Annotated in this window: 17 protein-coding genes; 11 read left to right on the forward strand and 6 right to left on the reverse strand. The window is 44.4% G+C overall.

What is annotated here, in order from left to right; all coding sequences use genetic code 11:
• Window positions 1–78 precede the first annotated feature (78 nt).
• Together AZ46_RS20065 and AZ46_RS20070 are read right to left on the reverse strand one after the other, a co-directional pair.
• Window positions 79–822 (reverse strand): STAS domain-containing protein, encoded by a 744-nt coding sequence (locus AZ46_RS20065; protein ID WP_029283552.1) that lies wholly within the window; start codon window positions 820–822, stop codon window positions 79–81.
• Window positions 815–1,456, reverse strand: a complete 642-nt coding sequence (locus tag AZ46_RS20070) for a cobalamin B12-binding domain-containing protein (RefSeq protein ID WP_029283554.1) — start codon at window positions 1,454–1,456, stop codon at window positions 815–817. The genes AZ46_RS20065 and AZ46_RS20070 overlap by 8 nt, the downstream gene beginning before the upstream one ends.
• 315 nt (window positions 1,457–1,771) lie before the next feature.
• On the opposite strand from AZ46_RS20070, the gene AZ46_RS20075 reads away from it, so the two are divergent.
• The 6 genes from AZ46_RS20075 to AZ46_RS20100 all read left to right on the forward strand — a co-directional run bounded on the left by AZ46_RS20075 (window position 1,772) and on the right by AZ46_RS20100 (window position 6,765).
• Window positions 1,772–3,241 (forward strand): potassium/proton antiporter, encoded by a 1,470-nt coding sequence (locus AZ46_RS20075; RefSeq protein WP_029283556.1) that lies wholly within the window; start codon window positions 1,772–1,774, stop codon window positions 3,239–3,241.
• A gap of 69 nt (window positions 3,242–3,310) precedes the next feature.
• Window positions 3,311–3,928 (forward strand): DedA family protein, encoded by a 618-nt coding sequence (locus tag AZ46_RS20080; protein WP_029283558.1) that lies wholly within the window; start codon window positions 3,311–3,313, stop codon window positions 3,926–3,928.
• Window positions 3,929–3,931: 3 nt separating this feature from the next.
• Window positions 3,932–4,408 (forward strand): hypothetical protein, encoded by a 477-nt coding sequence (locus AZ46_RS20085; protein WP_029283560.1) that lies wholly within the window; start codon window positions 3,932–3,934, stop codon window positions 4,406–4,408.
• A gap of 174 nt (window positions 4,409–4,582) precedes the next feature.
• Window positions 4,583–5,155 carry a copper resistance CopC family protein gene (locus AZ46_RS20090; protein WP_029283561.1) on the forward strand — a complete coding sequence of 191 codons (573 nt, stop codon included), beginning with the start codon at window positions 4,583–4,585 and terminating at the stop codon, window positions 5,153–5,155.
• Between the two features lie 6 nt (window positions 5,156–5,161).
• A complete protein-coding gene (locus AZ46_RS20095; protein ID WP_029283563.1) occupies window positions 5,162–6,232 on the forward strand; it encodes a copper resistance D family protein in 1,071 nt (356 codons plus the stop codon).
• Between the two features lie 80 nt (window positions 6,233–6,312).
• Window positions 6,313–6,765 carry an OsmC family protein gene (locus AZ46_RS20100; protein WP_029283565.1) on the forward strand — a complete coding sequence of 151 codons (453 nt, stop codon included), beginning with the start codon at window positions 6,313–6,315 and terminating at the stop codon, window positions 6,763–6,765.
• Window positions 6,766–6,797: 32 nt separating this feature from the next.
• Here AZ46_RS20100 and AZ46_RS20105 read toward each other — a convergent pair whose 3' ends face one another.
• Complete coding sequence (locus AZ46_RS20105; protein ID WP_029283566.1) at window positions 6,798–7,367, reverse strand: thioredoxin family protein; 570 nt, start codon at window positions 7,365–7,367, stop codon at window positions 6,798–6,800.
• A 221-nt stretch (window positions 7,368–7,588) separates the two neighbouring features.
• Between AZ46_RS20105 and AZ46_RS20110 the strand changes: the two genes are divergently transcribed.
• From AZ46_RS20110 to AZ46_RS20130, 5 genes are all read left to right on the forward strand, one after another.
• Window positions 7,589–8,677 carry a mechanosensitive ion channel family protein gene (locus AZ46_RS20110; protein ID WP_029283568.1) on the forward strand — a complete coding sequence of 363 codons (1,089 nt, stop codon included), beginning with the start codon at window positions 7,589–7,591 and terminating at the stop codon, window positions 8,675–8,677.
• A gap of 46 nt (window positions 8,678–8,723) precedes the next feature.
• Window positions 8,724–9,554, forward strand: coding sequence for a pyrroline-5-carboxylate reductase (gene proC, locus AZ46_RS20115; protein WP_029283570.1), 831 nt, complete (start codon window positions 8,724–8,726; stop codon window positions 9,552–9,554).
• Between the two features lie 335 nt (window positions 9,555–9,889).
• Window positions 9,890–10,777 (forward strand): YitT family protein, encoded by an 888-nt coding sequence (locus AZ46_RS20125; RefSeq protein WP_029283574.1) that lies wholly within the window; start codon window positions 9,890–9,892, stop codon window positions 10,775–10,777.
• Between the two features lie 264 nt (window positions 10,778–11,041).
• Window positions 11,042–11,152: a YhdX family protein gene (locus tag AZ46_RS22040; RefSeq protein WP_087946378.1), complete on the forward strand. Its 111-nt coding sequence runs from the start codon at window positions 11,042–11,044 to the stop codon at window positions 11,150–11,152.
• A gap of 102 nt (window positions 11,153–11,254) precedes the next feature.
• The gene (locus AZ46_RS20130) at window positions 11,255–11,440 is read left to right on the forward strand and encodes a hypothetical protein (RefSeq protein WP_029283576.1); all 186 of its coding nucleotides are present in this window, start codon (window positions 11,255–11,257) and stop codon (window positions 11,438–11,440) included.
• Between the two features lie 54 nt (window positions 11,441–11,494).
• Here AZ46_RS20130 and AZ46_RS20135 read toward each other — a convergent pair whose 3' ends face one another.
• The 3 genes from AZ46_RS20135 to AZ46_RS20145 all read right to left on the reverse strand — a co-directional run bounded on the left by AZ46_RS20135 (window position 11,495) and on the right by AZ46_RS20145 (window position 19,047).
• Window positions 11,495–17,515, reverse strand: a complete 6,021-nt coding sequence (locus tag AZ46_RS20135; protein WP_051865803.1) for a lamin tail domain-containing protein — start codon at window positions 17,513–17,515, stop codon at window positions 11,495–11,497.
• Window positions 17,516–17,726: 211 nt separating this feature from the next.
• Window positions 17,727–18,491, reverse strand: a complete 765-nt coding sequence (locus tag AZ46_RS20140) for an anti-sigma factor (protein ID WP_051865805.1) — start codon at window positions 18,489–18,491, stop codon at window positions 17,727–17,729.
• On the reverse strand, window positions 18,484–19,047 hold the full coding sequence (locus AZ46_RS20145; protein ID WP_029283581.1) for an RNA polymerase sigma factor: 564 nt from the start codon (window positions 19,045–19,047) through the stop codon (window positions 18,484–18,486). The genes AZ46_RS20140 and AZ46_RS20145 overlap by 8 nt, the downstream gene beginning before the upstream one ends.
• Window positions 19,048–19,208: the final 161 nt, after the last annotated feature.

A 19,208-nucleotide genomic window follows, 5' to 3' on the forward strand; every position in this document is an offset into this window, starting at 1 on the left:
CGTATTGCCTTCTTTTAAGAGAACTTCTGTATCCATTCCCAAATTCCTTGCATGTACGAAGATAAAAAGAAAAACCTATCATAAAAGATAGGTTTCAAGCGCGGAACTGAGGCTGCTGACATATGTGGCATCAAGTGTTGTATTGCTGCTGTAAACTTGTTTCGCCTGAACCGGATTCAAGCTTGCAAAACAAGTGGAAGCTCCCATCAAAGTGAACTCCTTCACGAGATTTGCAAGAGCCTTCATACCGGTTTCAGTAATGGATCCTACACCATGAAAATCAATCGTGACTTGCTCTGCACAGGTTTCCTGGAGAAGATTTAAAAGTCTTCCGGCATTAGCTGAAACCAGCTCTTCGGTCAAATCACCGTACAAGGGGAGAAGGGCTGTCTTTTTCGTGAGCATAATAAATGGGCACGAAAGCTCAATGATTTTCCTGTATGCGTCCTCGGCCTCTTCTTTTTTTGCAAGCAGCTGCAGGTCTGTTTCCGCAAGTCTTCTGCGGTGAAGCTCGACCTGCTGAACAAGCATCTCCATTTTTGAGTTTTGTTCAGTAAGAATCAGATACAGAAATTCATTATCTGTATTTATGTTCAATTTAAACAGAGCAAGGGGAGATTGTAAGGTTCTGAGTACAAGCTCTGAGTCGTTTTTTCCGGAAGATAACACTTTCTCGGCTTTTCTTCTGCTGTCCTCATCAGCCAGATCAAGAAAGCTTTCCTTCTCTGCAAACAGCTTGCCGGCTGCAAGAGAGCGTTCAAGGATACGGAATTTTTTATCTAATTTAAAGAAAGGAAGCGGAAGGTGTCTGCCGTCAAGCATAGCTGTTTTCCTTCAGCAGCCAGTCATTTGCTGCAGATAGACTGGAGAAAAGCTGGGTGTTTGATGAACAGATGTTCTTGAAGTCATACGAAGCAACCAGTCTTCCTCCCACAATCACCTGAGGAGAGTGATCAAGTTTTTCTATTTCATCTATATAGTGTGACAGACGTTCAGAGTTTTTACGGAGTGAAAAAGAAAGTCCGACAACATCCGGCTTCCATTCTTCTGCGTATTCAAGAGCGTATTCCAGCGGCAGACTCGCTCCAAACAGCCTCGTCTGATAACCGTGCCATTCAAACAAAATAGAAACCATCTTCAGCCCCAGGTGATGAAGTTCATCTTCCAGGCAAAGAAACATGGCTTTTTTTTCGGTTTTTGGTATTTGCTTTAAACTGTATTCTTTATACCGCGACAGAATAAAGTCGCAGGTTGTGGTTGCAAGGTGTTCATCAGCTACAGAAATCTCATCTTCTTCCCACAGCAGGCCAATCTTTGCCATAGAAGGAGTAAGTAGCTCCTGCATAACCGCCAGAGGATGTGCACCGTCATCGTGGCTTTTTTTTAAGATATCCCACGCGCCATTCTGATTGCCGTCAAGCAGCAATCTTGTAAAAGCAGCAGTATCTATATTCATTCTGTCACCTCAGAATCCATCAATTAAATGTTATGACCCGATTTCTGCCATCTTCAACCTATCTTACCATATTGGGGCTGATTTAGAGGAGGAAGAAGCATCCATCAGCTTTGAAAAGAAACCCCATTTCCCGGTTCAAATATTAGACTGTACAGGCAGAAATGCGATAAAATAGACTTATTCCCCTATTTAGTACCTTCAAAACCGAATCAGCTTTGATGGTTATTCCAGAAATTCCTTTATACCAGCCCCAGGCTGCCATCTTCATTTAAAACACTTTTTTACCATAAATCTGAATCTAGAGGTGAGGCCATATTGACATTTTCTGTAGATAACATCATTCTCATATTCGCTGTTCTCCTGACAATCGGAGTTATGACCGCAAAGTTTTCCTCGCGGCTTGGATTGCCTTCACTTGTCTTCTTCATTGCTGTCGGAATGGTGCTGAGCCATTATATTTACTTCGACAATGCAAAGCTTGCCCAGCTTTTTGGGGTGATTGCCCTCATTATCATCATCTTTGACGGAGGTCTCCAGACGAAATGGACGGATGTACGCAAGATCATCGTTCCGTCTTCAATGCTTGCGACAATCGGCGTTTTTGTCACAACCATCATCATAGGGGTATTTGCTAAATATGTTCTGGGTCTGACGTGGCTTGAAGGGCTTCTGTTCGGTGCAATTGTCGGATCAACGGATGCAGCAGCTGTTTTTGCCGTGCTCGGCAATAAAAACATAAAGAAACGGCTGACTTCAACACTTGAAGCAGAATCCGGAACAAACGATCCAATGGCTGTTTTTTTAACCGTTACCATCATCCATTTAATTGGCCAGCCGGAAACGGGATTCTTCGGCCTTATCCTGCGCTTCTTCTGGGAAATGGGCTTTGGGCTTGCTGCAGGATTGCTTTTTGGTAAACTCGCTGTTTGGGTCATCAACAAAATCAATCTGGATTCTTCCGGTCTTTATCCGGTTCTTTCACTAGCGATGGCTGTCCTGACTTACGCTCTGACTACCGCAGCAAATGCAAGCGGACTGCTTGCGGTATATGTGATGGCGGTTATTGTAGGAAATTCAGACCTTACTTTCCGTCATTCCATTATCCGCTTTAACGAAGGCCTAGCTTGGATGATGCAGATTCTGATGTTCATTTTACTTGGTTTGCTTGTTTTCCCGAACCAGCTTGTTGATATCGTTTGGGAAGGACTGCTGCTCTCCATCGTTCTGATGATCGTCGCGCGTCCGGCAGGAGTGTTCCTGAGCATGATAGCCTCCAAGTTTTCATTGAAAGAAAAACTGTTTATTTCGTGGGCCGGACTGAGGGGCGCCGTTCCGATTGTCCTCGCAACCTATCCGATGCTCGCGGGGCTTGAAAACAGCCAGCTGATCTTTAACGTCGTCTTTTTCGTCGTTTTGACATCTGCGCTGCTTCAAGGAGCGACACTGACGCCTCTTGCAAACAAATTAAAGCTGTCTGAAAGCAAGAAAAACTCTGTGCCGCATTCGCTTGAGCTGATTTCAATCGGGAGGACGAACAATGAAATGGTTGAACTGGAGGTCGGAGAAGGGGCTGCCGTCTCAGGAAAAGAACTGAAGGACATTGAGCTTCCGAATGATGCGCTTATAACAGCTGTCATCAGGAACGAAAAACTTCATACGCCGCGGGGGGAAACGAATATTTTCTCAGGTGACACCCTGTATATTCTTGTTTCGAAAAAGAACCGCGAAAAAATTAAAGCGATCTTTCAGGGAGATGGCCATGAAGCAGCCGAGAGTTCTGAGTAGGAATCAGAACTCCGAATTTCATTTCCTTAGAATAATCAGGCTCACTTAAATGAAAGGGCAGTGAAAAACATGGAGAGTTCGGAGCTTCTTATTTTTATGGAGGAATACGGATATGTTGCCCTTTACGTCATGCTTTCAGCGGGTACCTTCTTTATTCCCCTTCCTAACGAAGTCATCATCATGATGGGAGGATTTGCATCTTCACACGGGATCCTGCATCCGGTTCCTGCTTTTTTCACCTCATATTTGGGTATCATGACTGCCCTTACATGCTGGTTCTTGATCGGAAAAAGTTTTGGCGGGCTTGCCCTTTCCATTCTTGTCAGAAAAGAAAGAGCAAAGAGACGGTTTGAACGATTTCAGCACCGCTTCTCAAAATACGGAGAATATACGCTTGGAATCACTTATTTTTTTCCGCTTCTGCGTCATTTAGGCCCTGTGCTTGCAGGGATGAACAAGGTAAAGTTCTGGAAATTCGCGCTGCTTGCATACGGTTCTGCATTTATATGGGCTCTCGCGTTTTTTTGGCTCGGAAACCGGTTTGGCGACTCGGCTGAAACAGTCAATGCCCTGTTCAACCGTTTTGGTCCGGCTTTTATAGCTGCAGGCTGTGCACTATTTGCAGGAATGATCCTGCTGCGCTACGTTCAGAGAAAAAGAATAAAATCACAGCAGCATGGGGGTTAGGGAATGAGTACTGAAACGATGGATGTGTTTCATAAGAAAACGGCAGTAACCTTATTTAATGGAGTTTGGGACCTGATGGAAAAGGAAACGAGGAGTCAGCAGGAAACCGATGCGATGATTCATATGGCTCATGCATCCCGCTACCACTGGGAGCAGGCTGGAAATGCTCTTAATCTCTCAAGGGGAGAATGGCAGATCTCAAGAGTTTACGCCATTTTAGGAAGAGCTGAGCCGGCACTGTATCATGCGCACCGAAACTTGGAGATCTGCCTTTCGAATGAAATCAGGGATTTTGATCTTGCTTATGCATATGAAGCCCTCGCGCGGGCATATTTGACGGCTGGTGATGGCACTAAATACAGCGAGTATATGGAGACTGCAATTCTTGCTGCTGGACAAATTGAGAAAGAAGAAAACCGCACTCTCCTTGAAAATGATTTAAATCAGCTGAAACTTCATGCAGCAAAACTTGGATGGTAGGACATATCCGGGTTTTTTTGTTTGTGTAAACAAACATCCAAACTTATAAAAAACGCGTTCTCTATGTAATCAGGGCTGACAGAAGTTTAGAAAACTGTTGAAATTAGGCGAATGTCCCGCCGGTATACCGTGATAAGATACAGTGGATGATATAAGTGAAAGGAATTGATCGAGATGAAAAAATGGATAAGTATAGCGGTAATGGCCGTTTTGCTGATTTTCCCCAATGCCGTCATGGCGCACACACATATGACTTCTTCTCTTCCTGAAGAGGGTTCAACTGTTACAGAACCTTTGAAAACAATAGAATTGACATTTGATACACAGATAGAACCTCTAAGTTCGATGAAGCTTGTGAAAGATGGATCTGAGGTGCCTGTTGAGGTTAAAGCAGAAGTGGAAAAGCTGGTTGGCACGCCTCAAAATGAGCTTGAAAACGGAGCTTACACAGCTGAATGGAAAATTATCGGCGAAGACGGACATGAAATGGAAGGAACGCTTTCTTTCAATGTTCAGCAGGAGGCTGAAGAAGCTCCGCAAACAGATGAGGAAGCCTCGCAAACGGAAGAAGAACCTGAAGACAGCGGGAAATCTGAAGGGGAAGCTGCAAAGGAACAGCCGGCTGATGAGCAGACCGGAAGTGCTGAAGCTTCCGAGGAAAACTCTCCGGTTATGCCAATAGCCCTTGCGGCAATTGGCGTTCTGGCGGTTATTTTCATCATTTCTCTCATGAGAAAAAAACGGTAAAGAGCTGTGAATATCCTAATACCCATCGGAGAAGGAATAACCTATATTCTTTTCTCCTTTTTAATTGGCCATGTGGTTCTGCAGCTTGTGCCGGCCTCAAAAAAACCTGAAATGGCTGTTCCTAAGAAATATTTGCTGCTGTCTGTTGTGCTGATCATCGGGCTCACATTTCTGCCTGTGTTAAAAGTAATCCTGAGCTTTTATCAGGCGGCAGGAATCAGCCAGACCGTGCAGTCTGTGCTGATGGATTTCCAGATTGGACAATCCTGGATGATGACAGCGGCTGCAGCCATTGTCTTATGGCTCGTCCTATATATGGACGGCCCGAGAGTCATTCAGGGGATGCTGCTGCTGTTTATAATCTTTGCACTTGGCTATGCAAGCCACGCTGCGTCCTTGTCGTTTTGGGCGGGCATGGCTTCGCACAGTATTCATTTTCTTGCTGTGGCTCTATGGGCGGGTGTTTTACTGCATGCTGCCTGGTTTACGGTCCATCCTGAAAACTTGCAGTCCTTTTTAAAGTGGTTTACGCCTTTTGCGGTTGTCTGCTTTTCTGTCCTGACTGCAGCGGGTCTGTTTGTAATGAACATGATGGTTGATTTACGGGACTATGTGCAGGCATGGCCGCTGTCATATGGACAGGTGATCTTGCTGAAGCATTTAAGCATTATTCCCCTGCTTGTTTTTGCTTTTCTAAATGGCTTTGTAAGAAAGAAGGCGGGAGAAACGGTAACATTCGCGTGGATCAGAGCGGAGAGTCTGATCATTGGCGCTGTATTTTTTCTGACAGGCTTTCTTGGAACACAGGCCCCGCCTCACGACGTGAATGTGACGCTGCGTTCAGAAGGAGCAGCTCCCCTGTTTGAGTGGGTCAAGGGCACAATAGAGCCTCAGGGAACGGTAAGCCTTCATTTTTCAATAGATGGCATCCTTCTATTATTTATGGCAGGTCTTTTTCTAGGAATGATTGTTTTAAGTTTTATGAAAAAAAGAAACGCTTATGCAGCGGTTGTTCTTGCTTTGCTTTTTATTGTCTCAGCCTATTTGGGACTGATGTCAGGTGTGTCGGTTTCCTGACTGAGCACAATTTCTGACATTCCGGTCTGCTGAAGCTATACTTTAATGGTGAGATGCACATTATTTTTGGAGGGATCTATATGGCTGAACATTCTTTTTATCTGAAAGCCCATTGGCCCGGACTCAGAAATGACGTTGGGGAAATCGAGAGCGGACAGCTGAAAACAAAGGTTTCCATTCCGCCTGAAATGGATGGGCCGGGTGTCGGAACGAATCCTGATGAAATGCTGCTCGGCGCTGCAGCAACGTGCTACATTATTACGCTTGCGGCCATGATGGAGCGCAGCCGCCTTGATAAAGAGGATTTAACGATGGAATCTGAGGGGATTGTTGAAGTGGTAAACGGGGTCATCACCTATAAGCGAATCGTGCATCGCCCTGTTATCACGTTAACAGCTGCAGCTTCAGAAAAAGATATAGAGCTCGCGAAGAAACTTGCTGAACGTGCTGAAAGCTCGTGTATGATCAGCCGTGCGGTTAAAGGGAATGTGGAAATTGAACTTCAGGCAGAAATCAAGAAAGCAGCCGCTTAAGTAACGGCTGCTTTGCTGTTTATTCGGATTGATTATACATGCAATCTTCGTTTTTTGAGCGTTGTAATGATGCTGTATGAAACTTCTTTCCAGAGCGATTCGTCTTCTTTATAGGAGGCAGTCAGTTTTTGGATCATCTCTGTCTGCTTTTCTTTAAAATCAGGGTGATCTTTTTCAGGCAGATGTTTTCTGAGCGAATCAACAAGCTGCTGGATTTTCGGGGCGCGCGGACCCCAGACCGCTTTTTCATTTCCGTCCCGGTCGATGAAGATGAAGATTGGGATGGCACGGGATGTACCGTTTGTTAAGTACTGATCCATTAAGTCAAGGTTGGAGTCGCGAAGCAGAAAACGCACGTCCATTCCTGCCTCTTCGGCAATTTTCAAAAGAATCGGGTTGTTGAGCATGGCGTCTCCGCACCAGTCTTCTGTCAGGATGATGACGCGAAGAGACTGGCTTCTCATGCTTTCGAGAATGGAGATGTCGTCTTCATCCAGTGAAAATCCCTCGTGAATAATCGTCATTTCTTCTTTGTTGACATTCATTTGCTCCATGTATTCCTGTGCTGTTAACCCTTTTGCAAACCAAGCGTTTAGTGACATTGAATGTACCTCTCTCTGGTTTTTATGATAACGGTATCAGAATCTCAGGGAAAAATCCAGAAAGTTGTTCTGAGCCGGATTGATTCATAATCCCTTAAGGGAAGCTTAAGAAAAATGTCTTTTAAAATAGGGACCAAAAGACCATGAGGATCTCGAAGAGTTTAGTATAATAGTATTTTGTGAAAAATATAAGGGATAGAAATATAAGGGAGAGAAACGTATTGCTTGAAAAATATACCTCAACTGAAAGCCTGATTGAGATCGCCGTCAGTATAGGGATTTTCGTTCTGTTCATGGTTCTCCGCAAGCTGTTTACGAAATATGTGTTTAAGATGATTCTTAAATTCAGCAGCAAAACACCGACGGATTTGTTCAGAAATGTCCTAGTTGCCTATGAAAAACCGCTGCGGATGTTTTTTATTCTTATCGGATTGTATTTGGCGATTTTGTATTCTCCTTTTTTGGACAATCAAAGGGACATACTCAGCCAGTTTTACCGTTCTTCCATTGTTCTCACACTGGCGTGGGGACTGTATAACCTTACAGCATCATCATCCCTGCTTTTTGATAAAGTAAACAAGCGGTTTGAGCTTGAGATGGATGATATTCTTGGGCCGTTTTTATCCAAAGTCATGAGATTTGTCATTCTGGCTCTTACTTTCAGCATCATTGCCCAGGAATTTAATTATGATGTGAACGGGTTTGTCGCCGGACTCGGTCTTGGAGGTCTTGCTTTTGCCCTTGCAGCCAAAGAGACGATCGGCAACTTTTTCGGGGGCATCATTATTATCACAGAGAAGCCGTTTACCCTTGGTGACTGGATCAAAACACCAAGTGTAGAAGGAGTTGTAGAAGACATATCCTTCAGAAGCACAAAAATCCGGACATTCGCTCAGGCCCTTGTGACGGTTCCAAACTCTACACTTGCCAATGAGCCGATTACAAACTGGACGAAGATGGGGAAAAGGCAGATTCAGTTTACGCTTGGGGTCACTTATAATACAACGCAGACACAGCTTAAGACGTGTGTGAAAAGAATTGAGCATTTGCTTGCAGAGCATGACGGCGTTCATGATGAAACAATCAACGTTGTTTTTAACGCTTTTGGCGACAGCAGCCTCAATATTTTCCTGAATTTCTTTACGAAAACAACCGCTTATGCCGACCATTTAAGTGTGAAGCAGGACATCAACTTTAAAATCATGGGAATCCTGGAAGAGGAAGGCGTCGATTTCGCATTCCCAAGCCGGACCATTTACGTTGAAGAAGCCAAACAGGAAGTGAAAGAAAAAGAAAAGCAGTACAGCTGAAGCCGGTGCGGATCCACCGGTTTTTCTGGTACACTGATTACACTACATGAAAGAGAGGAAGAACGCTTTGAAGAAACAGACGATTCTTTTTATCGGGGCAGGCCGGATGGCAGAATCCATTATTTCAGGCCTCGTAAAGTCGCCGAATATCGAGGATATTTATGTATCAAATCATAGAAACAGAGAAAAGCTTCTGTATCTTGAGAACAAGTACGGCATCAGGCCTTCGCTTAGCTGGAGCAGTGATGCTGAAAAAGCGGACATGATTCTGCTGGCTTTGCCTCCTGAAGCTCACCCTGAATTTTTGAAGGAGCTTAAGCCGGTTTTAACGGGGCAATTTGTTGTGACGATTGCAGCCGGCATCGGCCCGTCCATTCTTGAAGAACATCTTGGCAGGGACGTACCTGCAGCATGGATCATGCCAAATACAGCCTCTGAAATCGGCGAGTCGATGTCACTTGTCGCTTACGGTCAGGCTGCTTTAGAATATCATAAGCTGATGCTGAAGGATGTACTGGATGCGATAGGTGAATCAGAAGTGTGCACAGAGGAACAGGTTCATCAGTTAACGGCCATTACAGGAAGTGCCCCTGCATTTCTGTATGCATTTGCGGAGAGCTTAATCGAACAGGCAGAGACATACGGCATTTCACATGAACATGCAGTAAAGCTTGTCTCCCAAATGATGGCCGGTTCCTCTGCCATGCTGAAGCTGAAAAAAGCGCCGAAGGAACTTAGAGAACAAGTGACAACACCAGGGGGAGCTACAGCGGAAGGGATAAACGTTCTGGTGCAGGGCGGATACAGCCGTCTGATCAAGGAAGCGGTTATCGCCACCAATCGAAAAGCATTGGGCAAGTGGCAGGAGAATCAATAGAGAATGAAAAGAGGGTGAGGACGTTCAGGCGCGCTTAGAATCTTTAATTGTTGTCTGACGCTTGCCCGTCCCATTGCAGAGAGTGCAGGTTTTCTTGAAAAAAGGCAGTTTGGATCTGATTTTTCCTTTTCCATTGCATTTCAAACAAATGTTGACCAGTTTCATCCGCATCACCGTCCGAATTTTCTTTATTTTCATTTTATCACAGAGATTTGCAGCAATCACCCGGATCAAGGGTGGTTTTTTTTTGCTCATTAGTCATGCCGCGCTCATTCTGTACTTATATTTAATATATAAATCCACAAGAAAAAGAGTGACTAAAAGGAGGAGGATAAATGGAGCCCCATCAAGTTTCCTTGATCAAACAGCATAAAAAGCTGCCAAAAGCAGAGATTGGAAAGCGGATGGTGCTCATTTGTTCGGGTGCGGTCCTTATGGCTGTCGGTCTTGAGATTTTCCTCGTTCCAAATCGCATCATTGACGGCGGTATTGTGGGAATCTCGATTATTCTGTCTCACCTGACAAATATGAAGCTGAGTCTTTTTCTCTTTTTTCTCAACGTCCCTTTCCTGTTCATCGGCTATAATCAGATCGGAAAAACATTTGCTCTTTCCACTCTGTTTGGTGTCGTCGTGCTGAGTTTTGCAACTGCTCTTTTGCACCCTGTTCCTGTTTTAACCGAAGATCTGCTTCTTGCGTCTGTTTTTGGAGGAATTATTCTCGGCATTGGCGTCGGGCTTGTCATCAGATACGGCGGGTCGCTTGACGGTACGGAAATTCTGGCTATTCTGTTCAATAAGCAGTCGCCTTTTTCTGTAGGGGAACTGATTATGTTTTTCAACCTGTTTATCTTGGGAAGTGCGGGATTTGTATTCGGATGGGACCGGGCCATGTATTCGCTGATTGCTTATTTTATTGCCTACAAAACGATAGATGTTGTCGTTCAGGGACTTGATGAATCAAAATCTGCCTGGATCATCAGTGAAAATCCAGATGAGGTCGGTCAGGCGATTCTTGCTAGGCTTGGACGTGGAGTCACTTATTTAAACGGAGAAGGCGCCTATACAGGTGAAGGCAAGAAAGTCATTTTCTGCGTGATTACAAGACTTGAAGAAGCTAAGCTGAAATTGATTGTCGAAGAGCTGGATCCTTCCGCATTTTTGGCAGTAGCAAACATTACTGAAGTCAGAGGCGGAAGATTTAAAAAGAGGAGTATCCACTAGTATGACACAATTCGGAAAAAAATTTCAGCAAGTGATTCTAAAAGACAATTCTCGCATAAGTCATTAGTCCTCTTTTTCAACGATTCGCCAAAATGTACGTGCAAGTGGTTTTTGGAATGATAAAAGTCGAAACATTGCCGATAAAGTAGGATGAGTTCTCTTATCCTTCTGCACAGACTTCAAAAATTCGTCAAATAAATAGGGCGAAATTATTATTTACTAAATTTTCAGATTAATTATGATATCAATAAAGGAGGAGATAAAATGGGTAAAGGAAGAATTCGTGTGGAAGAGAGCATTAAAGTGCAGACTGATGAGGAAATGTATGAAGCGACTTTAATTGAGAAAGCGGAAGAAGAAGCTGTAAAGCCGTAAATCCTGCTGCCATGTGAATCCTTGACACATTTGTCTCTTGAAAAGGCAGATCATCCGGAATATAGTTAGAACATACCTTAAAATGGAAACGGGGGATGAGCAATGCCGCTCTGGGCTTGGCTTCTGGCCGGATTTCTCGTACTTGTTCTTATAGGATGGATCAGTGACCTGCGATCAAAACGAAGACGAAAGTTGAATGTTTATCACTCCGACCCTAAAGCTGAAGCAATGAGAGCTGAACAGCAGATGCATAACCAAAACCGCGGTATGGATCATTTTGGGCTATAAACAAAAAGGAGGCGATCCCGCTGGATCGTCTCCTTTTTATTGTTCGAGGTTTTCTTATGAAACGCTTCTTTTTCTTCTTTGGTAAAGCAAAACTGATGCTCCGGCGAAGATAAATAAGCCTCCTGCAGCAAGCAGGTTGTACATTTCTGTTGCAGTGGAAGGCAAATGGCTTCCTTTAGCTGCATCATTGCTGTCCTCTGGTGTACTGTCATGATCACGTGCCGAATCCTCATTGTCTGGAACCCGGGGATTTTCAGACTCCTTAGCCTGGCCGTTTTTATCAGGGGAAGCACCAGGGACGTTATTGCCGCTGTCTTCTCCAGGATTACCGCCGCCGGCAGGAGGATTTCCTGTATTTCCGCCGCCGTCAGCAGGAGGATTTCCTGTATCCTCTCCTCCGTCAGCAGGAGGTGAAGAAGGGTCTTCTTCATCAGGGGCCTTACCTTTCTCTCCTTTTGTAAAGGACCAGATGTCTGAAACGGTGTTTCCTGTAAATGAATCTTCGGCTAATGCGTACCAGAAATAGGTCTGGCCGGTTTCGAGGCCTGTCCAGATTGTTTCTGCAATCGAGCCGCTTTCTATGTTTTCATCCGAGCCGATTGCCTGGTCTGTATAAACATTTACTGAGAAAGAATCGGTGGCAATTCTCTTCTCGGCAGGGGCAAGGTCAAGACTGATTTCAAACTCATCCATTTCTGGGAATTCACCTGTATCGTAATAGTTATAGTCATCCAGATAAGGTGAATACGTGTTTACAAGGATTCTGTTGTTGTCCTGATCAAAATGAAGCAGTCTCATATAGCCCTGCCCGCCTTCAGGTCCTGCCTGATAATCAGCCAGCATTTGAGTAACCGTGCGGTCAGGCGTGCCGTCGCCGTTATCGTCAATTTGATCAATGTACGTTTTTGCGGCATGATAGTGGCCGCTCAGTACAGCAAATACGTTTTTATTTGGAACGACTACTTCATTATATAATTTCTCCCCCAATGGGTGACGTGTGCCGCTTGCCAGTAAATACTCATGGAAGCTTAAGATGGCCTTTCGTTCAGGGTAGGCGGAAAGAACATCATTCATCCAGTCTATCCCTTCATCTGTTACTCCCCAGCCAAGATAAACCATGATGTAGTCATTGCCTCCGGCTGAAATTAAATCGTAGTGGCCGCGGTTGTTAAGATAGGAGCCGCCGTAATAATCTTTTGATTGAAAGCGGTCCTCTCCAAAATAACGATAGTAATCGGTATAGTCGTTTGATACCTGATCAACATCATGGTTACCGGCCAGCACCCCGTACGGGATGTTTTGATCGTCAAGCACCTTCATTGACGTATCGGCATTTTTCCACTGCTTTTCATCTGTAGAGATATTGACAAGATCTCCGGTATGGAAGACATACTTAATCTTTAACTCTTCCTGTTTTTGGGCAATCCATTCTGTCTGGCGCTGGTAAATATGCGGGTAGCTTTCCGAATAATACTGCGTGTCGGACATCCAGGCAAATGTGTAATCATACTCTTCCGGACTTTTTGGAATCTCATCTTGTACAAGAACATTGATTTTTGAGCCTTTTACAAATTCTCCTGCTTGCACGCTTCCGGTAAGTTCGAAGTCCTCTGTCCCTGCAATTTCAACATCTACCAAGGACCAGTTCTTTTGCTTATGGCTCCAGGCATACATGGATACTTTTCTGCCTTCTAATGAATTTCCGTCCCATTTAAGCTCAATGTGGTCACTATCATCCACAGCCGGATCAACAGTTACATCGAATCTGTGATAAGGGAACTGGGTGCTTGAATCTGTCGTCAGATAAGTGCCGTCTTTTTTTGACGTCAGCTGTATATCTTCAGACGTAAAAGCCTGTTCGCCTGCCGGTGCTTGCTGCTTGGGCGGTTCTGTGTCCGCTGCATGTTTGAATGATTTAACACTGCTGTCAGACGGTGTATATTGATACCCTTTATAAAAGGAGACGTTCATGCTGTCGTTTGAAGGGTCCGTTACCTTTATCTGCAGCTTCGGATCGCCTGCAGGAAGTCCTTTTGCACCGTCTGCCGGTCCAATCAGTTCAATTTTGTCAGGATTTTCGTTTGCCGTTTTAAATTTGATGACTTTCTCAACGTGATTTCCTGCCTTATCTGCTGCTTTAACTGTTAATTGATGGTCACCGGGCTTCATCTTCCCGGAGGCGGTGCTGTACGGAAGATCAATTTTTGCACCATCAAGCCATGCCTCTGAAGAAGCAATGCCTGCTATTGAATCCTCGATCCCCGCATTGATTTCAAATGAACCTTTGTATTCTTTGCCTTCTTCAATTGAAGGAGTGATAACCGGAGCCGTATTGTCTACTTTAACAGCGGCTGTCACGGCACGATTTAAATGCTGTACAGATATGACATGGTCTCCGTCAAACGAAGATTTTGTATCCCATTTATAGGTTTTGCTTGTTGCAAGCTCATCTGCAAGCTGAAAAGAAAAATCTTCAAACGGGTGAGCATCATTCATGGTCATAATTTTCTTTTCATCTGCGAAATTGTCCGGTCTCAGGACAGTGCCGTCGGATAAAACAAGTCTTACGTTACGAATTGTATAATCATCACGGTTTTCCTCTGATTCAAGATCAAATGGCGACGCTTTATTTCCGGAACGGACTGTGAGAATATTTTCGCCAGTCTGTATTCTCTCAGGATCAACCGGAACGGTGTACGTTTTCCAGTCTGTTAACCAATCCTTGTCCATTAAATAAAGGATGTCCTCGCCCATCGTAACAGCGTTCTGGAAGTACGTATTGAGACCGTTCGCTTCAAATGCGAAATACGCGGTGCGCTCAATAGAACGGTAGGTTTCCTCTGCCTCTTTACCGTCAATTTTAATGGAAATCTGATCAGGATTTCCCTCTTTTGCTGTAGCTTTTATGACTTTTTCTCCGCTTAGAATCTGTCCATTTTCAAGATTCAACCGAAGATCGGCACCATCAAAATCACTTGTAATGGCAATTTTCTTTTTGCTGCTGACTGTTTCATTCATTCCGTCTGAGACAGTAAAATAATATTCGACTGATTTTCTTCCAATCAAGTCAGGTGAGTAAATGGTATGGTGATAGAGCATATCATCATAATCTTCCTTAAGAATGACGCTCTGGTAGTCAGATTGCTTATCGGTCTTGTAGAACAGACGGACCGATTTAACAGAGTTGTTATCCTTCGCATCTGCAAGAATATGAATATCTTCTTTCTGATCTATTTCTGTCAGATCAGTAAGATCTTTTACAGTTGGCGGACTGTTGTCCTCTTTTGGAGTAACCGGTTTTTTTGGAATCTGGTAGGCTTCAACAGAACCCGGCGCTGCCGCCTTCACGCCTGCGCTGACCTTCACCTGAACGGTTGATCCGTCAGAAGGATATTTGTAGAAGATTCCTTTATCTGCTGCGGTATCGTCAATTCCGGTTTGCTCATTATAGTAGGCAACAGAAACTTCTTTGTTTGTGTTGGTTGAAACGACAAGACCCCTTGTACTTCCGTTTGCCATACCACCACTGTAAATACGGACAATATCTTTGTTTTCTTCAAGGTCTGTGCCGTAATTCTTATTAAAGTCGGCTACTGTGCTGTTTTTGTTGTGGTCATTGATGATCCAGAAAACAAGTGTTTCACCGGAAGGAATCAAAAGATCTTCAGGTACCGAAGGCCAGACAACGTCGGTAGACGGCTCCATGCCGTAACGGTAATTAATCTTATAGTCTTTAAAATTAACAGTCTGGTTCGTATTATTGTAGATTTCAACAAACTCATACCCGTCACCTGAACCGACATTGGTCGAATCAGGAACGACTTCCGTCACAAGGAATGAAGGAAGCTTTTCCGTATCCACTTCAGGAAGATCTACGGCAATCGTTTGTTCTTCTGTAGCAGCAGTGTTGATGCCATCAGAGGCTTCAATGTAATAAATCAAATCTGAATGGACGTCAGTACCTGCTATCACTGCATTGTACTGTTCAGGTTTTGCTTCAGCAGGGTTCATCGGAACAGATAAAAACGTGCTGTCATTTGCTGATTTGTAGAACAGCGTCGCAAAAGGGACAGCTTTATCATCGGTAATGTCAGCTTCAATGACTATCTCTACAAAGCCTTCTGCTTTCGTTACAGGAGTATGCGTGATTTCCGGCTTAACAGAATCATTTGTTTCTTCAGGAGCTTTCGCAGGAGAGGATGGGACCTGTTCTGCGAATATGGCTCCCGGATCAGGATCAGCAAGAGTTTGAAGCTTGCCCATCTCTGTTCCTGTTTTCGGGTACTGGTACTTAACCGTTTTCCCGTTATTATCGGTTTCATTGGCCAAATAAGCTGCGGAGATAACTTCAGCTCCTGTGCGGTCTTTTATCGAGATGGCTCTATTGCCTCCGTTAGCGAAGCCTGGGAATACATCTTTAAAGAACGCGAGGCTGGCTGATTCCAGCGCTGTTCCGAACTGTTTATTGAAATCCCCGGCTGTCAGATTTCCATTATTAAACCAAAGGACCAGCGTTTCCTGCGGATTAACCGTCAGACCTTCAGGAATCTTAAAAGGCACTTCGCTGCCTGTATCCGTATAGCGGTATGCAAACGAATAATCAGAAAGCGACTGAGTCTTGTCTGTGTTGTTGTAGATTTCAAAGTATTCATAGTAGTCAGTACCCGGTCCTGCTGAATTCGGTGAAATCTCAGTAATCAGGAGGTGCGCATAACTGTCGAAATCTTCCGGATCATCAGGTTCTGCCGGAGGGGCTTCCGGCCGGTCAATGACCACCTTGTAGTTTGCGCCGCTGTTGTTCAGCAGCACCCGGTTATTTGGATCGGTCATTTCAATGTAATAGATGAAACTCTCGCCGGTCAGCTCTTCTTTTGGAATGGAGGCACTGAACGTATTCCCCTCAGAAGCCATTGGCGCTTTTTTGAATTCACCGTCTGTTTTGTAATAAAGATGTGCTCTGATGTCGGCAGTGTCATCTGTAATGACCGCAGTGAAAGAAGGAGAGCTGCCTTCCGTAATTGATGCTAATGTCTCGTGAACAGCAGTAGGCGCCTGATTTTCAGGTGTCGGGACAGTTTCCGACGGTGCCTGTGTGTTCAGAATGGTTCCCGGCGTGGGATCAGCTTTTTTTTCAAGCTTCTTCATTTCCGTGCCGGATTCAGGGAAGGTGTAATGTACGGACTTGCCGCTGCTGATATCTTCTGCGAGATATGAGGCTGTTGCGGCATCTCCAATTGGACCCGTAATCACAAAGCCGCGGTTTCCGCCATTTGCAAAGTTAGGCGTGCCCGTAAATTCTACAACCTGCTCAGAAGTTAATTGGACACTGTATTTTTGATTAAAGTCTTCAAGGGATTTATCTGTCAGGTTCAGCCAAAGAACGGCTGTCTTCCCTGAACCAAGAGTATAAGGACTGAAAAGAGCCGGTTTATCCGTGCTGCTTCCGTCCGTATAGCGGAGTGAAATGGTGTAGTGGTCTAAGATGACGGGCTTATCTGTTGGATTGTGTACTTCTATGTATTCAAATTCGTCTGCACCGGCATTGTCGGCCATTATTTCTGTAATAAGGAGGGGGGAGCCGGTCATCTGCACACCACTCTTATTTTCTGTTTCAATGGCTGCTTCAGACGGTGTTTTTTGCTCCTTTTCAGAAGGTTCCTGCTCAATGTTTGGTTCATCGGAAGGCTCCTGTTCAGGTTTTGGTTCACTTGATTCAGCAGGCTCTTGTTCAGGCTCTGCTTTTTTAGATTGAACAGGTTTTTGTTCTGTCTCCGTTTCCTTTACCTGATCCGGAGTTTGAGCTGCGGGAGGTGTCTGCTGACCATCTTGCTCAGCCGGTATTTCCAGCTTGCTTTCAGGTGCCACAGGATTTGCTTCGGCTTCTGCTGGCAGAGCATCCTGCTCCTTTTTGTCCGTCTCCGTTTCATCGGCTGGAACAGCAGTTACTGAACCTGATGGAACTTCATTTACTTCTGCAGACACGTTTGCCGGAGTAAAGGCGGCAAGCAGATTTGAGACAAGCATCATAAGAATTAAGGGATAAATAAAACACGAACGTCTTTTTTGGCGTGACATGAAAATCTCCTTTTTTACAATTTTTTTACACAAATTCAATTTTAGTTGGAAGATGTAGGGTTTTCGTGAATTTGACGTAAAAATAATGTAAATATTGGGGTATTTTGCTCAATTCTGTCATTTTATGATGCATGAGGGAGGGAATTTGGCTCAAATAAAGGGTTTCAGCATAAAAAAAAGAGGGTACGGTATTACCGTACTCTCTGGGGGACTATAGCTGTGACGCAAGTACAACAGCGCCTTCAGGAGCTTTATTTCCTGCTTTTGGTTCAATCGTTATGGCTATCGTATCCCAGTTGAATCCGCCTTCCAGATTCATTTCGTACATGACGGCACCATGTCCGGATGAATCTGGAACGAATGAACCTGCCGCTACCGGCTTGTCATTTTCTATCAGCCATACTTGATAGACTTCGCCGTCATTCAGCTGCTTCAACTGCTCGGCCTGAAGAAAGACCATTTCTTTAGAGTCTTTTTCCATCAGGGCTGCCATAGCTGTTGTTTCGCTCAGCTGATCATCGACAGGTGCTAGTGCAACCTGTTTTTTAAGATCGTCCATACTGAAAGCTTTTTCCTGAGGAGCTTCATTCTCCATCTGAGTGACAAAATAAGCATTTCCAAGCAATGATGCAAAAAGCAGAGCTGCAACAGACGGGAGGACAAATCGTTTTGGCCGTTTTTCGGACTTAATGCCAATAGGGGTAACGGTCTCCTTGGTCGGTTCTATCTTTTCATCCTTCATTTCAAGAGGAGTATCAGACTCAAACACATTTCCGAGAATTCTCTGCTTCATTTCCTTCGGCGGCTGCACCGGCACAGACAAATAAGGGAGGTCTTCGGTCAGCGAGGTCAATTCCTGAAATTCTTCTGAGCAATCAGGACAGGACTTCAAATGAGCTTCAAATTCAGCCTTTTCTGCCGGTGTCAAATTTTCACTATAATAATCATACAGCTTTTCACACATTTGGCTACTCATCCATAACCCTCCCTTCTTTTTCAAGCATGCTCCTCAGGTGTTTCAGCGCAAGCCTTATTCGTCCTTTCACTGTTCCAAGCGGTATCTGGTACACATCCGAGATCTTCTGCTGGGTAAACCCTTTAAAATAGAAAAGTTCTATCATCTGCTGCTGGTCCTTTTTCAGTTTGGACACAGCTTCTCTTAAAATCTCGCCTTTTTCCATCCATTCAACCTCATGTTCGACGGATTGTTCCGGAGTGGAAACAGAGTCCTTTTCTAATATTTCGACGGTGTCCGCCTTTTTATGTTTGCGAATCAGGTCAATGGCCTGATTTCTTGTGACGGTTAATAGCCAGGAGGTGAATTTTCCTTTGCTGCTGTCGTAGACACTTTTCCCGTGCCACAGCTTCATAAAAACATCCTGAAGAACTTCTTCAGCGAGAGTATGATCATGAGTGATGCGGAAGGCAAAAGAGTAAAGCAGTTTTTCGTAGCGGTCGTACATAGCTTCCAGAGCATCCTTGTCTTTCCTCAGGATCCTTTCGTACAACTTAGCGTCGTCGTTTACTGTCATCTCCTAATCTCCTCTAATTTAATCAGACATTCGTCTAAATTAAAGAATATCATTTATTGTCGCATATTGGAAAGCGGGAGACGGTTTATTCCTGCTGTAAAGCTAACGGATTAAATATAATTTTGTATCACATTCTCAAAAAAAAAAAAAACGCCGTAGTG

This window comes from Metabacillus indicus LMG 22858 (assembly GCF_000708755.2).
Classification (GTDB): domain Bacteria; phylum Bacillota; class Bacilli; order Bacillales; family Bacillaceae; genus Bacillus_P; species Bacillus_P indicus.